This is a genomic window from Thalassospira lucentensis MCCC 1A00383 = DSM 14000 (genome assembly GCF_000421265.1).
Classification (GTDB): domain Bacteria; phylum Pseudomonadota; class Alphaproteobacteria; order Rhodospirillales; family Thalassospiraceae; genus Thalassospira; species Thalassospira lucentensis.
The window spans coordinates 130,409-145,966 of sequence record NZ_ATWN01000011.1 but is presented as its reverse complement, the minus strand read 5'-3'; the positions used below and the strand labels follow the sequence as shown (position 1 = coordinate 145,966).

The 15,558-nt window shown below is 52.3% G+C and carries 12 protein-coding genes; 6 read left to right on the top strand and 6 right to left on the bottom strand.

The features are described from left to right. Nucleotides 1-13: 13 nt before the first annotated feature. Both K355_RS0120055 and K355_RS0120050 read left to right on the top strand, forming a co-directional pair. On the top strand, nucleotides 14-1,900 hold the full coding sequence (locus K355_RS0120055; protein WP_245562983.1) for a transglycosylase domain-containing protein: 1,887 nt from the start codon (nucleotides 14-16) through the stop codon (nucleotides 1,898-1,900). Nucleotides 1,901-2,171: 271 nt separating this feature from the next. After that, nucleotides 2,172-2,831: a hypothetical protein gene (locus K355_RS0120050; protein WP_022733953.1), complete on the top strand. Its 660-nt coding sequence runs from the start codon at nucleotides 2,172-2,174 to the stop codon at nucleotides 2,829-2,831. Nucleotides 2,832-4,220: 1,389 nt separating this feature from the next. Here the strand turns inward: K355_RS0120050 and argE are convergent. Genes argE through K355_RS0120020 form a run of 4 tightly spaced genes read right to left on the bottom strand, consistent with a single transcriptional unit; the run spans nucleotide 4,221 to nucleotide 8,509 of the window. Further along, nucleotides 4,221-5,399, bottom strand: a complete 1,179-nt coding sequence (argE, locus tag K355_RS0120035) for an acetylornithine deacetylase (RefSeq protein WP_022733950.1) — start codon at nucleotides 5,397-5,399, stop codon at nucleotides 4,221-4,223. Between the two features lie 22 nt (nucleotides 5,400-5,421). Continuing rightward, a complete protein-coding gene (locus K355_RS0120030; protein ID WP_022733949.1) occupies nucleotides 5,422-6,921 on the bottom strand; it encodes a tripartite tricarboxylate transporter permease in 1,500 nt (499 codons plus the stop codon). A 17-nt stretch (nucleotides 6,922-6,938) separates the two neighbouring features. Further along, complete coding sequence (locus tag K355_RS0120025) at nucleotides 6,939-7,469, bottom strand: tripartite tricarboxylate transporter TctB family protein (RefSeq protein WP_022733948.1); 531 nt, start codon at nucleotides 7,467-7,469, stop codon at nucleotides 6,939-6,941. 50 nt (nucleotides 7,470-7,519) lie between these two features. Continuing rightward, entirely contained in the window at nucleotides 7,520-8,509 is a 990-nt protein-coding gene (locus K355_RS0120020) for a Bug family tripartite tricarboxylate transporter substrate binding protein (protein ID WP_028791797.1), read from the bottom strand. Nucleotides 8,510-8,658: 149 nt separating this feature from the next. Here K355_RS0120020 and K355_RS0120015 point away from each other — a divergent pair, with 149 nt between their 5' ends. Then, nucleotides 8,659-9,564, top strand: coding sequence for a LysR family transcriptional regulator (locus tag K355_RS0120015; protein WP_022733946.1), 906 nt, complete (start codon nucleotides 8,659-8,661; stop codon nucleotides 9,562-9,564). A 69-nt stretch (nucleotides 9,565-9,633) separates the two neighbouring features. Here the strand turns inward: K355_RS0120015 and K355_RS0120010 are convergent, their stop codons facing one another. Further along, on the bottom strand, nucleotides 9,634-10,266 hold the full coding sequence (locus K355_RS0120010; protein ID WP_022733945.1) for a LysE family translocator: 633 nt from the start codon (nucleotides 10,264-10,266) through the stop codon (nucleotides 9,634-9,636). A gap of 48 nt (nucleotides 10,267-10,314) precedes the next feature. Next, nucleotides 10,315-11,031, bottom strand: coding sequence for a M48 family metallopeptidase (locus K355_RS0120005; protein WP_022733944.1), 717 nt, complete (start codon nucleotides 11,029-11,031; stop codon nucleotides 10,315-10,317). Between the two features lie 286 nt (nucleotides 11,032-11,317). Between K355_RS0120005 and K355_RS0120000 the strand changes: the two genes are divergently transcribed. The 3 genes from K355_RS0120000 to K355_RS0119990 all read left to right on the top strand — a co-directional run bounded on the left by K355_RS0120000 (nucleotide 11,318) and on the right by K355_RS0119990 (nucleotide 15,524). Continuing rightward, complete coding sequence (locus tag K355_RS0120000) at nucleotides 11,318-12,538, top strand: argininosuccinate synthase (protein WP_022733943.1); 1,221 nt, start codon at nucleotides 11,318-11,320, stop codon at nucleotides 12,536-12,538. A 134-nt stretch (nucleotides 12,539-12,672) separates the two neighbouring features. Beyond that, entirely contained in the window at nucleotides 12,673-13,419 is a 747-nt protein-coding gene (gene truA / locus K355_RS0119995; protein ID WP_022733942.1) for a tRNA pseudouridine(38-40) synthase TruA, read from the top strand. Nucleotides 13,420-13,820: 401 nt separating this feature from the next. Further along, complete coding sequence (locus K355_RS0119990) at nucleotides 13,821-15,524, top strand: methyl-accepting chemotaxis protein (protein ID WP_022733941.1); 1,704 nt, start codon at nucleotides 13,821-13,823, stop codon at nucleotides 15,522-15,524. Nucleotides 15,525-15,558 lie beyond the last annotated feature (34 nt).

Below are 15,558 nucleotides of genomic sequence, written 5' to 3'. Positions count from 1 at the left end.
TTTATTTTCGCGCATGGGCGATTTGATCCCCGGGCCAGAGGCCATTGCACGTTTCATCGTCCTTGGCAGCATCTGGGTCATGGTGCTTGGCGGTGGTGTCGTTGCCTATTACGGATACGGGCTGCCCGACAAAGTCAGTTTTGATGTCGCCAGCGAACGCAAACCATCGATCCGGATCATCAGTATTGATGGCGCAACACTTGCCACCTATGGCAACCGGTATGGCAATCCGGTCGAAGTACGTGATCTGCCCGATTATGTCGGCCAGGCGTTCGTTTCCATCGAAGACCGCCGGTTTTATGATCATTTTGGCATCGACATCATCGGTATTTTGCGCGCAACCTGGGCCAACCTGACAGCAGGCCGGATTACCGAAGGCGGCAGCACAATTACCCAGCAGCTCGCCAAAAACCTGTTTCTGTCCCCCGAACGCAGTTTTGGTCGTAAGATCGAAGAAGTCCTTCTGGCGCTCTGGCTTGAATTCAAATTCGACAAACAGCAAATCCTGTCGCTGTATCTTAACCGGATCTATTTCGGATCAGGCCTGTACGGGATTGATGCGGCCGCGCGCCACTACTTTGGCACCGATCCACGGCGTTTGAACCTCTATGAAGCGGCTGTTCTGGCCGGATTGCCCAAGGCACCAAGTCGCTACAATCCGATGGTTGATCCGGTTCAGGCGGCGGAGCGCGCCAATCTTGTTCTTGATGCCTTGGTGTCGACCGGGGCGCTGAACAAGGCGCGTGCAGACCGGGCCAAACAAACCCGTGTGCGCACCGCGCGCAAGGCAAATACAGGACCGGGTGTGCGCTATTTCTCCGACTGGGTTCTTGATCGTGTGCGCGATTATGTCGGCTATGTCGATCAGGACCTTCAGGTCCACACCACGCTTGATTCCCGTCTTCAGGAAGTTGCCGAATTCAACCTTGAACGTGCGCTTACAAGCCCCGGTGCGGTGCAAAAACGCGTCGGTCAGGCCGCCCTTCTGGCAATGACCCCTGATGGGGCGGTGCGTGCGCTTGTTGGCGGACGGGACTATTTCGAAAGTCAGTATAACCGTGTGACGCAAGCCCGCCGTCAACCCGGATCGGTGTTCAAGCTCTTTACCTATCTGGCCGGGCTAGACAACGGTTTGGGCTCGAACGACTGGATGCGCGATATCGAAATTTCGATCAATGGCTGGGAACCGCGTAACTTTGATCGCAAACACCACGGCACCATGTCCATTCGTGATGCGCTTGCGACCTCGAACAACTCGATTGCGGTGCAGCTTGCCATGGAAGTTGGCTTGGACAAGGTCATCCAGAAGGCACGCGATATGGGCGTGTCCTCAACCTTAAACAGAGAACCGAGCCTTGCCCTTGGCACCAGCGAAGTTTCGATGCTGGAACTTACTGGCGCCTATGCCATCGTCGCCAATGGCGGTTTTTCGGTGTTCCCGCACGCCGTCAGCAAAATCACCGGACGCAGCGGCGAGGTCTTATATCAACGCACCGATGATTTCCCGTCGCGCTTGATGAACCCGCTGCATGCTGGTGAAATGAACAATATGCTGGCCTCTGTCATTGCCAAGGGCACGGGCCGCAACGCGATTATTGACCGGCCCGCTGCCGGGAAAACGGGCACAACATCGGATTATCGCGATGCGTGGTTCATCGGATATACTGCGGAATTGGTGGCCGGTGTCTGGATGGGCAATGATGATGGCAGTCCGATGGACGAAGTTACTGGCGGTGATCTCCCCGCCAAGCTCTGGCACGACTTCATGCTGCATGCCCATCAAAACCTGCCGGTCCGCTCCCTTGGCAAAGCCGCCTTGGCCCGCTCGAAAAAAATGGGCGAAGATGACAGCTGGCGCGATTTCACCGCCGGTTACAGCTCGGGCAATGAAAAGCAATAATTGGGTGCAAAGTTTTTGCACCTTTATCGCGGATATCGACTCACAGGCGGCCTTCTTGGGGCTGTCTGTGAGCGGTCTCGTATCTAACCCGCCCGTCATTGCCGCGAAGGCGGGAATCTATCTCTATTTCAAGGGGTTATAGATTCGGACTGGACCAAAAAGGGGAGGCAGATTTATTTTTTCCTCTTTCCGCTAAAAGAAAATGAGGAAAAGGTGACTGTTCCCTTTTCCTAATGTTGCGGTATCGGGATGAGAGTTGGAAGGGCGGCTAATGAAGTTAATTGCTTTTAGAATCAGAACTTTTCTAACCGCTATTCTTGTATCTGTGTTGATCATAGGCGGAGGAACGCAAACAAGTTTCGCAAAATGGTCGGATGGAAGAATCCCTGTTTTTACGCCCAGTGAGTTTTCGATCAGTAATAAATTTCGTGGTATTTATTACGTCTTTAATTTTAAAAAACAAACCAAGGGCAACATGGCAGAATTAACATATTCTGAATGCAGCGCCCAAATATGTAAGTTTAGTTTTTCTTATAATGGAATGAATTCAGATTTATTTATTGTAAATCGTGATGACAATAATACTTATTGGGATCTTCATATTGGATTTTTCAAATTTGCATATAATTCGGGAGCGTATGACGGCGATAATCAAAGTCAGTTTCTTTTACACCGTATGTATATAAATGCAGTAATGAAGAAAGATTTTGGGCTTGGATATATTGGTGTCGCTTACTGTAAAGAATTAGAAATATGTTGGCATATTGAAGACGCTGTGAAAAGAAATTCAATTAATTACGATTTATATGAAAAAACGATAGAAGATTTATCCAGATACAAATCTGGAAATGAAGTTATTTTTGAAAATATTAACAAAGCATTTTATTTTTTGAATTCCCTTTCTGATACGAAAATAGATGATAATCGCTAATAAATTGATTGAAAATCGGGCCTGTTTATTGCTTTAGTACTCCACCTCAAGCCATATTTAGATTATTTTATATCCCAGAAAAGAGGGGTTGTACCCTTTTCCTTTCGTGATTTCATGCTCCATGAGTACCAAGCCCTGCCGGTCCGCTCCCTTGGCAAGGCCGCCTTGGCCCGGTCGAAAAAAAATGGGCGAAGATGACAGCTGGCGTGATTTCACCGCCGGATATAGTTCGGGCAATGAGAAGCAGTAAGCTGCATGGCGAACCACGTATTGATGTAGCACACAACAGGCATCCAATCGGGTGCCTGTTGTTTTATGGTCAATCTGTACAAACGCAAAAAAGACCGGCATCGTTACAAGCTAGGATTGCGGTCACGGTCGATACCCTGACGGGTGAGCGTCGCTTGCTGGAATATGTTCTAGTACCGATGTTGCGGCATCGGGATGAGAGTTTGAGGGAAAGATGAGAGCTTATTTTTTCCATATTATAAAGTCAGTCCCATTGAGTTTATTGATTTGCTTCTACTTTTACATTGGAGTTGGGAGTTTTGGGGCTGGTGTATTTTTTGGAATGATTTTTTTTGTAGTATCTTTGTTGTATTACTTGATTTTATTTAAGGTATTTACAGAAAGCTTAATGAGTATTGCGGCAATAGACGTGGTTCTTGTGGTTCTGGTGTTTGCAGCTTTTGGGTTTATGATTTCTTGGTATACTTTTAAATTCTTGCTGTTAGCAATTTTTGTTCAAATTTTATCTTCAGTAATTTTTCGACTGATCTTTAATCGTCTAAAATTTCAACTTGATTAAGGAGAAATGGCGATGTGGTTTAAGTTGCATATGCGGCAAAAGAAAATTGTAAAAGAGGGCTGTTCCCTTTTTTCTTGTCTGTACCGGTGAGCGTCATTTGCTTGAATATGTTCTAGGGCCGATGTTGCGGTACCGGGATGAGAGCTTGAGGGAAAGGTCGTTATTTATGCAACTGAATGACGATAAGAAGAAAACTTTAAAGACTATATTCAAGTTTGCTTTGGGAGGGCTAATTATTTTAGCCATTGCAATTGCTAACAATTACTTCGGTGGTGGTTTCTATATTTCAACAAGACCAGGGTGATTTTGCGATAGTTAATAGTAGTATCAATATTTTAATATTATTGAGAAAAAGGGGCGATTTATTTCTCCCTCTTTCCGCTAAAAGCAAAAAAAGACCGGCATCGTTTTCACGAACCGGTCTAAGTTTGGTTTGCTTTGGCTGCACCAAATTGGGGGTGATGCAGCCAGGGAGTTCTCACCTGTCGGGGCGCGCATTTACTCAGGGAAGAGGGTGGATCACCCCTGATGCGCCGCACCCGATTGGGACAGGGATATGACCCTGTCCCATGGCGAGGGCATCAGGCCGCGACGGCCTGATCTGTGAGCGCTTCGAGGAAGTCCAGACATTCCTCGATCTGCGAAATCTCGATAAATTCATTGGGCTTGTGGGCCTGCTTGATGCTGCCCGGACCGCAAATGATGGATGGGATGTTGCCCTGCTTTTCAAACACACCGCCTTCGGAGCCATAAGACACCTTGCCCGAAATATCGGGGATGATGTTGCTGACCAGCTCAAAGCCCGGTGCATCGGTGCAATCACCCATCCCCGGATAGGAAAAGATCTTTTCCCATGCAAATCCGGTTTCCGGTTCCTTGGCCTTCATTTCGACGTCCAGCGTTTCCATGATGGCTTGCTGGATGTCGGCAATCACCGCTTCGGCGTCATGTTCGGGCAGGTGGCGGATTTCAAAGGTGAATTCGCAATGATCGGGCGTCACATTGGTGGCCGTGCCGCCGCCAATTGTTGTGGTCAGCATGGTGCTGTGCGGGACGGTGAAATCATCGTCAAACGGACCGTTTTCTTCAAAATCACGGGCTTTTTCCGCGATCATGCTGATTGCCCGGCTGGCATATTCGATGGCATTGACATGGTTGGGCGCGAACGAGCTGTGCCCGGCTGTCCCGGTCACGGTCACGCGCATGGAATATTTGCCCTTTTGACCATTAATCACCTTCATGTCGGTCGGCTCACCAATCACGGCAATACGCGGCGGGGTGTCCATGGCGGCCAAATGATCGACCATTGATCCAACCCCGATGCAGCCAACTTCCTCGTCATAGGACAGGCAAAGATGGATCGGGATCGTAAGGTCGCGTTTGACCAGTTCGGGGATCATCGCCAGCGCACAGGCCGAAAAACCCTTCATGTCGGCCGATCCGCGACCAAACAGTTTGCCGTCACGCTCGGTCAGTTCAAACGCCGGGCTGATCCAGCTGTTTTCCAGCGCGGGCACGACATCGGTATGCCCCGAAAGGGCAATGCCCGGAACGCCTTTCGGCCCGATGGTGGCAAGCAGGTTGGCCTTTTCACCGGTTTCATCATAAAACAGGGTACTTTCGATGCCATAATGTGCGAGATAGTCGCGAACAAAATGGATCAGACCGAGATTCGAGTTTTTGCTGGTGGTGTCAAACGCCACCAGCTTGCCAAGCAGATCAATGGCATGATGGAGGCGGGACATATTGGGTTTGCTCATTTTATGTTTCTCGTTTCTCGGATCAGGAAGCCGACTGCGCCGATGCGCGACGGTCACGCCATTTCTTCCATTCGCGACGAATGGTCAAAGTGACAAACAGAATGGTCAGGATGAAGAAGCCCCATGAAATCCAGGACTGGAAGAAGACACCAAGATCACCGCGCGAAATCGCAAGCGACCGGCGCATATTGTCTTCAAACATCGGGCCAAGGATAAAGGCGATCAGGAACGGGGCGGCCGGAATGTTCAGCAACATCATGGCAAAGCCGACAACCCCCATCACCAGCAGAACCGTGACGTCAAACGGGCTGGCCCCGATGGAATAGATGCCATAGACGCACAGGATCAAAATGCACGGCAGCAAAAGGGTCTGGGGAATGCGCGAAATTTTGGTAAAGGCACCTGCCGTCAGCTTGCCTGCGATAAACAGGAACAGCGAACTAAACAGCATGCCGATAAACAGCGAATAAACCTCGCCAAGGTTGTTCTGGAACAAAAGCGGGCCGGGGGTCAGGCCGTGGATCATGAACGCACCCAGCATCACACCCGTGATCACATCGCCCGGCACACCAAGGGCCAGAAGCGGGATCATGGTCGCACCACAGGCACCGTTATTGGCCGATTCTGATGCGGCGATGCCTTCCAGTTCGCCTTCGCCAAACTTGTCACCGTTTTTCGATGTCCGGCGCGCTTCGCTATAGGAGAAAAAGGCCGCCGTTGACGGGCCAATGCCCGGAATGGCGCCAAGGATCACGCCGATGACCGACCCCCGGCAAATCGATTTGATCGATCCACGGAATTCCGAAAGGGTCAGGCGGTTATCGCCAAGCTTCATGGCCTGACTGTTGTCTTCCGGGCGGAACACGATCATTTTGATCAGTTCAGGTAGGGCAAACAGGCCAATCAGAACCGGCACCATGCCAAGGCCTGATTTCATGTCCTCAGACAGGGCAAACCGGTAAGACCCATAGATGTCCTCGCCAACGGTTGCCAGCAACAGACCAAGGCAGGCCGCAATGATGCCCAAAACCAGCGAACGGCCGGAAATACTCGCCACAATGGTCAGTGAAAACGCCATCAGCATAAAGAATTCCGGCGGACCAACGCGCAGCGCAAACATCGCCAAAGGCATGGCAAGGAAGAACAGCGAAATGTTCGAAATGAAGTCGCCGATACAGCTTGAAATCAGCGCCATGTTCAGCGCCTTGCCACCTTTGCCCGCACGGGCCAGCGGATAGCCGTCAAGAACGGTGCAGGCGGCGGATGCGGTGCCGGGCGTCTTGATCAGGATGGCGGAAATCGATCCGCCATAGGTTGACCCTTTATAGAGCGCCACCAAAAGCAAAAGACTGGTCACCGGCGGCAGATAAAACGTAAACGGCAGTGCCAAGGTCACGGCCATCGTCCCGGTCATGCCCGGGATGGCGCCAATAATCACGCCCCCCCAAATCCCGGCAAACATCGCCAAGAAGTTCGGTAACGTTGCCACAGACTGGAAGGCGAAAAGCAATTCATTCCACATAACGATGGGGCTTTCGATCAGATCAGGGTTACGAGGTCAGAAAGACTGTTGGAAAACAGCATGCCTTCGGGGAAGGGCGTATGGGTGACTTCGGTAAAAAGCAGATACAGCAAAACCGGGAAAATGATCGTCAGACCAATCATCCAGACCTTGTTGCCGAAATTACCGGTCATCAGGAACAGAATGCCCAGCAAAAGAACGGTTGCGGGCACAAAACCGATCACCGGCAGGCCATAAACAAAGGTGACAAACAGAACCAGCAACAAGACAAAACGGGTTATGAAAACCTTGTTTCGGTTCACATAGAAACCAAGGCTTGTGACCGTCTCGCCGCTGGCTTTGCGCGATTTTGGAAAGGCCAGAACAAGGGCCAGAATGCCCATGACAAGACCAATCACGGCAACAACGCGCGGCCACATATCAGGCGGCGGGGCAAAGCCGGGAATGAAAGACGGAACCTTCACATAGATCGGGATCAGAACGAACAGGACGATGGCAAAGAATACCGTCGCGACCAGTCCAGCATAGAAATCGCGATTTTGGTTCATGGTTCCGTCTCGCATTTAAAGTCGAAAATTACAGGACGTTAAAAAACGTCTTACTGGATGTAGCCGAACTTTTTGGCCATGCCGTTATAAAGTTCGAACTGGCTTTTGACGTAAGCCGACGGATCTTCATCACCGATGATCGAGATCGAACCGCGTTTTTCTGCCAGATCCAGCCACTGTTCGTCGGTCGCAACGTGGCCAAGAACTTCGGTCCATTTTGCAACAACGTCATCAGGCAGACCCTTGGGGCCGTAAAGACCGCTCCAGCCGCCAACCTGACCAGCCTGGGTGTAACCAAGTTCTTTGGCCGTCGGGACGTCCGGCAGGGCTGCCATACGTTTTGGCGAATAGACCATCAACGGACGCATTTTACCGGCTTCGATGTGGGGCATCAGGGAGCCAGCGGCAATTGCCAGAAAATCAACGTGACCGCCAAGAAGGGCTGCGGCCAAAGCAGAGCCGCCTTTGTATGGCACGAGGGTGGATGCGGTCAGCGGGTCAAGATCAAGATCAGACAGAAGTGCCTGCACAGTGAAGCCATCAATCGCGGTGGGGCCGGATGCGGCATAGGTGGTTGCGCCGTCGCTGTCTTTGATCTTGGCAATCAGATCATCAACGGTCTGGACGTCGGAATTGGCATTCACTGCCAGGATCATCGGGGTCGATTCCAGCATACCCAGGAAGGTATAATCGTCCCAACCAACCGGGCTGTCGGTGTAAACTGCCGGATAAAGTGCCATGCCGACGCGCGACAAAAGCACGGTGTAGCCGTCCGGTTTGGCTTCGGATACGAAACGCGCACCATTCATGCCGCCATTGCCGGTCTTGTTGACCACAACAACTGGCTGTTCGCCGGTGTATTTACGGGCGGTTTCTGCCAGCGCGCGTGCGGCAAGGTCAGACGCACCGCCAGCACCATAAGGTGCAACCAGCGTAATGGCTTTTTGCGGATAGGCATCTGCCTGGGCGGTCGAAATCATGGTGGTTGTCGCAAGGATGGCGGCGGCTACGCCGGCTGCTTTTTTGAGCTTTTGAAACATTTTCATGTCTCCCTGGGTGGTGGTGGCAGTATTGCCGGAGCTCGGGTTTTTCTTTTTGTCTGCACCATCCATAGACAATCCATAACTGTTGGCGCAAAAAATTAATTCCAGTATAACTAATTTACATACTGAAAAAATGAGGCCGTCACATGAACCTGCGCGAGTTGGAAAGCTTTAATGCCTTTATGACCCATGGATCGGTCACCAAGGCCGCACAGGCAATGAACATCAGCCAGCCGATGGTCAGCCGTTTGCTCAACAGCTTTGAAAAGTCTGTTGGATTTTCCTTGTTCAACCGCAAACGCAATCAACTGGTGCCGACCAATGAGGCCCATCAGTTTCACGTCACTGTCTTGCGGTCGCTGAACTCACTTCATGAAATCGAAACCCAGGCCCGCGCCATTGCCAATGATCAGCTGGGCTCTATCCGCATCGCGGCACAGCCGATTTATGTCGATACCTATCTTCTTGATGTGGTCGCAAAATTCAAACTGGCCCACCCCAATGTCTCGATCAGCATCACCGACACCGGCCTTGAAGGCATGCTTGAAATGGTCACAACCCGGCAATGTGATCTTGGGATTGGCATTACCCTTGATCTGCAGGATCCCAATATGGTGGTCACCCCGCTCGCACAGTCGCGTGCGGTCTGTTTGATGCCGGTCGACCACCGGCTGGCCGGGTTTGAAACGATTGATATTGATCTTCTGCGCGGCGAACGCTTTGTCGAACTGTCCATCGGCTCACCCTTGCGCACCAAAATCGACTACATTTTCCAGATTGCCGGCTGGCCGCGCAAAATCGCGGTCGAGGCCCGGACCATTCGCACCATTTCACGCCTTGTCGAACGCAATGTCGGGATTGCGGTGATTGACCCGTTTGCCGCCTTGCTGGTCGATGAAACCAAGGTCGTTGCGCGCACCTTAACGCCGGTCATTGACTGGGACGTGGCATTGTTCACCGCATCACGTGAACTGAGTGCTGTGGAAAAAAGCTTCCTTGGATTTTTGCGCGCAGAATTGCCCCATCTGCGTGAAAGCGGATGTGTGGTGTAACGAATAGTTTACAGTCCGATTTGGGCTGAAAGCTATTATTCATTTTAAATGAATAATGCGGATGATTATTCACCCGCGCCGATCAAATGCCAGCTTGGCCGCAAGGCCAAGAAACACACATCCGGTAAAAATCTGAAAGCCGCGCGCCACCCGTTTTGATCGGGATAAAACAGCCCCGAGTTTCCCGGCAAAACCCCCAACCAGACAATTAATCATCGTCCCGCCGATATTGAGGATCAGACCGAAAATCAAAAATTGCACCAACACCGATCCCCGCGACGCATCGACAAATTGCGGAATGAAGGCCAGCACAAACACGATGATTTTCGGGTTGAGCAGATTAACCACAACCCCGTCGCGCCATGCGCGAAAGGCGGATGACTGTTTGGTTCTGGCTGGTGCCAGATTTTGATCACCGGATCGGAAGGCATTGATCGCCAGCCACACCAGATATACAATGCCAAGCCAGCGCAGTATTTCAAGCGCCACCGGATGGGCCGCGACCAGTGCCGCCAGTCCCAGTCCGGCCAAAAGCGTGTGGATCATCGCACCCGTGGCAATCCCAAGACTTGCGGCATTCCCGGCACGCGGGCCTGATTTAATCCCCTGTCCCAGACAAAACAGCATGTCATTGCCCGGCGTCATATTAAGCGCCAGGGCAGTGGGGATGAAAATCGCCAGTGTTTCAATCGGGATCAGCATGGGGCGTACCTGTAAGGCAGTATTGAATGAGTTGGTTAACTTACTCAGTTAACTTCCGGCACCGTATCGATGCAGGGCAGAGCCGTTTCGTTTAAGCCAGTGTTGCTGTTTCTTGGACGGGCCATAAAGATCATCCACCACAGCCCAGAACCGCGCACTGTGGTTCAGTTCCTGAAGATGGGCGACCTCGTGGGCGACGACGTAATCAAGCACATCTTCCGGGGCGAGAACGAGTCGCCAGCTAAACGCCAAATTGCCATTTGACGAACAGCTTCCCCAACGGGTGCGGGTGTCTTTCAGCGATATGCGATTGATTTTCTTGCCGATTTGGTCGGCATAGTCTTGGGCGCGCGGGGCGATTTCAAGTTTGGCCTGTTTTTTCAGGAAATCTGTCACCCGTCGGTTGGTATGTTCGGGCAGGCCTGAAACCCAAATTACCCCGGCCTCGGCCCAGACGCCCCGTTTGGCATCGGGGACGGCGCGGATGGCGTGGTCTTCGCCCAGAAACGGAATCCATGCGCCGGGCACGAACTGTACGCGGTCGGGCAAGCGTTGAATGTGGGCGGCTACCCAATCGCTATGCTGGTCCAGCATCGAAAGGGCGACTTTTCGTGAAATTCCGGTGGGCACGACGATTTCGACCCCGTCAAACGCCGGATCAATCCGCAGTTTGAGTCGCGACGCGCGCACACTGGGCCGTAAACGGACCGGCAGCGGGCCAATTTTGGGCAGGTCTATTTCGGTTTCTTCGGTGTTTTTGAGCATTCGGAGCGGTTTTTTCCAAAAGCGAGGCAATATTTTACGGGTTTTTGCGCCTTTTTGGCACCAAGCCCAATCTTGGGTCTTGCCCCTCACTAGTGTTTTCCTATACTCCGCGCTCAAGGTCTAGGGCTCTTTGTGCAAGACGGAGCAGATTTTGCATAAAGAGCCGTCGGAGCGCCTTACAGGCTTTTCGGGGCCCGACGCAATCAACAGATTGCGTCTATGACAGGGAACCGGGCACGTGTGTGCCATTCCCTGAAGTGTATTGAAAAAGAAAGGCGTCACTGCAATGAGCGATCAGGTCAAAAAGGTGGTGCTTGCCTATTCAGGCGGGCTTGATACCTCCATCATCCTGAAGTGGCTTCGCGAACAGTATAACTGCGAAGTCGTGACCTTCACCGCCGATCTCGGCCAGGGCGAAGAGCTTGAGCCCGCCCGTAAAAAGGCAGAGATGTTCGGTGTGAAGCAAATCTTCATCGAAGATCTGCGCGAAGAGTTCGTCCGCGATTACGTCTTCCCGATGTTCCGCGCCAATGCCCTGTATGAAGGTGTTTACCTGCTGGGGACGTCGATTGCGCGGCCATTGATTGCCAAACGCCAAATCGAAATCGCCAAGGAAGTTGGGGCCGATGCCGTGTCGCATGGCGCAACGGGCAAAGGCAACGATCAGGTCCGTTTCGAGCTTGGCTATTATGGCCTGAAGCCCGACGTTAAGGTGATCGCACCGTGGCGTGAGTGGGAATTGAATTCGCGTACAGCACTGCTCGACTTCGCCCAGAAGCACCAGATTCCGATTTCGGCCGATAAAGCCGGTGGCGATGAGCCGCCCTATTCGACGGATGCCAACCTTCTGCACATTTCGTACGAAGGCAAGGCGCTCGAAGATCCGTGGACGAAGCCGAACGAAAATATGTTCATGCGTACGGTATCGCCCAAGGATGCACCTGATGCGATCACCACCATCGAAATTGAATTCGAAAAAGGCGATCCGGTTGCGATCAACGGCGAACGCATGAGCCCGGCCACCTTGTTGACCGCTCTTAACGATGTTGCGGGCAAAAACGGTATTGGTCGTCTTGATCTGGTTGAAAACCGCTATGTCGGCATGAAGTCGCGCGGTGTTTACGAAACACCGGGCGGCACGATCATGCTCACCGCGCACCGTGCGATGGAAAGCATCACGCTGGACCGCAATGCGGGTCATCTGAAAGACGAGCTGATGCCGCGCTATGCCGAGATGATCTATAACGGGTATTGGTGGTCGCCAGAACGTCAGGCCCTGCAGCGTCTGATCGATGACACCCAGCGGTCGGTCAACGGTACGGTGCGCCTAGATCTTTACAAAGGCAATGTCACGGTTACCGGGCGCAAATCGCCGAACTCGATCTATTCCGAAGAACACGTCACGTTCGAAGCCGACACCGTTTATGACCAGCACGATGCAGAAGGCTTTATCAAGCTCAATGCGTTGCGTCTGCGCCTTGGCTACGGCAATGACGATCTGAAATAATCACGCATTTTATTGTGTGAGGATTGGAACGAGGGGTGTCAAAGCCCCTCGTTTTCTTTTATCAGCCCGGATATAACGGGTGCGCGCCGTCCTGAGCCCGAAGGTTCAGGCGTTCCAACGAGTTTTGAGAGCCCATGCAACGCTACAAATGCACCGTCGAATATGATGGCCGCCCCTATCACGGGTGGCAGTATCAGGACGAAGTGATTTCGGTTCAAAAGGTGTTTGAAACCGCGATCGAGGATTTCGTCGGTGAATTTGTGCGCGTGTATGTATCGGGCCGGACGGACGCCGGGGTGCATGCGCTGGGGCAGGTGGTGCATTTCGATTTACCGAAATATTACCCGGCCGAAGCGGTGATGAATGCGATCAACCATTATCTTAAACCGGCCCCGGTCGCGGTAAAGCTGTGCGATGAAGTCACCGAAGATTTCCACGCGCGGTTTTCATCAAAAAAACGCTACTACATGTATCGCATCATCAATCGCCGCGCCCCGCTGACCTTTGAAGCCGGGTTGGCGTGGGGGGTTTACAAACCGCTTGATATCGATGCGATGAACGAAGCCGCCCAGCACCTGATTGGCACGTTTGATTTCACCAGTTTCCGCGCCAGCGAATGTCAGGCCAACAGCCCGATCAAGACGCTTGAAAAGCTTGAGGTCACGCGCAGCATCGAAGATCCGCTTGAAATCCGCATCCACACCGAAAGCCGGTCGTTCCTGCATCATCAGGTGCGCAACATGGTCGGGACACTGGTTCTGGTTGGCAAAGGAAGCTGGAAGCCGATTAGGGTGAAAAAAGCACTTGAGGCCTGTAATCGCGCGGCGGGTGGTCCTACCGCACCAGCGGATGGATTGTATTTCGTCAAGGTTGATTACTAGGTCCTGAGCCTAAGTCTAAGTCCCGCCCCCAGACCCTGCTGCATTCATTTGCGACATCTGCTGGCGGGCGGCATTCAGGTTTTCTGACGCCCGGTTTTTCATAATCCACATCCCCCAAAGATAACCAGATTTGGCGTGCGTCATGTTCTGGCGTATCGGTGTGTCCGGTACGTCGTGCCCATGCCGCTATTTATGCGCAGTGCGGTTTGAGGCAATTGTGCAGGTGCGAACCTATGCAACAGGATAAACGACTATACGCAAAGGTTAATTCTGATATTGTATACCTTATAATGGGTTAGGTTCGGGCCTTGATCCTGGCGCTAAGCTATTGATGAAATGTGGACAGAACCATCCACTGTCGATCTTCTGGTTTTGTCCTTGATGGTGATTAGGGAGAGAGCATGTCGAAAAGTTTGGTACTGAAAGTCGCCTTAGCTGCCGTTCTTATTCTTATGAGTGGGATCATTTTGCTGGGCGTGTTGATTATGCAGCGTGTCGATCAACAGGTCGCCAGTGACAGTCTGGCGTCGCAAAAACTCAATCTTCGTGTTGCAGCATTGTTGCTGCAGGATGCCAACCCCGACTTTAAAATGGTGATCACCAAGGATGGCGAAACATCCAAACTGGTGATGCCGGAAATCCCTGATTTATCCTCCCACGCCCTGATTGACCGCATTGGCACGGCCACCGGTCAAACGGCAACCGTGTTTGCCTATGTCCCGGCGGAAGAAGATTTTATCCGAGTTTCAACCAACATCATCAAACCCGATGGTACACGTGCTGTTGGGACAATGCTTGGCAAAGGCAGTGCGGCTTACGCGCCGATCATGTCGGGCAACACGTTCCGCGGTGAAGCGCTTATTCTTGGTACGGAATATGTCACGCAATACAGTCCGATCATGACGCCGACCGGCGATATTCTGGGCATTTTGTATGTTGGTATTAAAAAGGCAGAAGTCGCTGCTGTTGCTGGTGAGATCGAAGCGCGTATCGCCATTGTTGGTGTGATCGTTGCCGTTGTCTCGGCCTTGCTTCTGTTCTTGTTACTGCGTTGGCAGCTTGGCCCGCTACGGGTGCTTGGTCAGACGATTTCGCGTTTCGTTGAACGCGATTTCAGCGAAGAGGTCTCCTTTACCGAGCGCAAGGACGAGATCGGGCTGATCGCCAACGGTTTGGTGCGCTGGCGTGAAACGGCGGCCAAAATCGAAGAAGCCGAAGAAGCCCGTGTTGTTGCAGAAAAACGGTCCAAACAGGAAGCGATTGATCAACGCAACAAATTGGCGGTGGAACTCGAACAGTCTATTGGTCAGATCGTCACATCTGTTCGTGCGGCAACCGGCGGCATGTTGAAATCAACCAACTCAATGCGTGATTCTGCAAATCACTCGGTCAATCAAAGCCAGAAGGTTTCAGAAGCGGCCAATGATTCGGCCCGTAACGTTCAAACGGTTGCCGCGGCAACCGAAGAACTGTCGGCATCGATCAGCCAGATTGGCGGTCAGGTCCACGAGTCGACTTCGATCGCCGAGGCTGCGGTGGGTGAGGCATCGCGGGCCAATGAAATGGTTGGTGGACTTGCCGAAGCAGCCGAGCGCATTGGTCAGGTTGTCAGCCTGATTAACGATATCGCATCGCAGACCAACCTTTTGGCCCTGAATGCGACGATTGAAGCCGCGCGCGCAGGCGAAGCGGGCAAAGGCTTTGCCGTGGTGGCCCAGGAGGTCAAAAACCTTGCCAATCAGACGGCCAAGGCCACCGACGAAATCGCCCAGCAGATCGGGGCGATTCAGGATGAAACCAAGGTCACGGTGGAGGCCATCGAGAAGGTAACCCAGACAATCTCGTCGATCAGCGAAATTGCCAACGGCATTGCGTCAGCCGTGTCCGAGCAAAACTCGGCCGTCAACGAAATCGCCAACAGTGCAACAAGCGCATCTTCAGGATCGAACGAAGTGGTTGCCAACATCGACGAAATCCATAAAGCCGCCAGCAGCAGCGGTGCTGCGGCGGGCGAACTTGATGCGACCGTTGGTGATCTGGCCAAGCAGATTGATACCCTGCAGGATACTGTTTCAGAGTTTCTGTCGCAGCTGCGTGCAGGTTAAATGACAGGGTCGGGTGAGCTTCGGCTCACCCGAT

Coding starts and splice junctions, on each gene's coding strand:
- argE (WP_022733950.1), bottom strand. CDS start 5,399: ATGAGCAAACCCAATATGTCCCGCCTCCATCATGCCATTGATCTGCTT.
- K355_RS0120055 (WP_245562983.1), top strand. CDS start 14: ATGGGCGATTTGATCCCCGGGCCAGAGGCCATTGCACGTTTCATCGTC.
- K355_RS0120015 (WP_022733946.1), top strand. CDS start 8,659: ATGAACCTGCGCGAGTTGGAAAGCTTTAATGCCTTTATGACCCATGGA.
- K355_RS0120025 (WP_022733948.1), bottom strand. CDS start 7,469: ATGAACCAAAATCGCGATTTCTATGCTGGACTGGTCGCGACGGTATTC.
- K355_RS0120030 (WP_022733949.1), bottom strand. CDS start 6,921: ATGTGGAATGAATTGCTTTTCGCCTTCCAGTCTGTGGCAACGTTACCG.
- K355_RS0120010 (WP_022733945.1), bottom strand. CDS start 10,266: ATGCTGATCCCGATTGAAACACTGGCGATTTTCATCCCCACTGCCCTG.
- K355_RS0120005 (WP_022733944.1), bottom strand. CDS start 11,031: ATGCTCAAAAACACCGAAGAAACCGAAATAGACCTGCCCAAAATTGGC.
- K355_RS0120050 (WP_022733953.1), top strand. CDS start 2,172: ATGAAGTTAATTGCTTTTAGAATCAGAACTTTTCTAACCGCTATTCTT.
- K355_RS0119990 (WP_022733941.1), top strand. CDS start 13,821: ATGTCGAAAAGTTTGGTACTGAAAGTCGCCTTAGCTGCCGTTCTTATT.
- truA (WP_022733942.1), top strand. CDS start 12,673: ATGCAACGCTACAAATGCACCGTCGAATATGATGGCCGCCCCTATCAC.
- K355_RS0120000 (WP_022733943.1), top strand. CDS start 11,318: ATGAGCGATCAGGTCAAAAAGGTGGTGCTTGCCTATTCAGGCGGGCTT.
- K355_RS0120020 (WP_028791797.1), bottom strand. CDS start 8,509: ATGTTTCAAAAGCTCAAAAAAGCAGCCGGCGTAGCCGCCGCCATCCTT.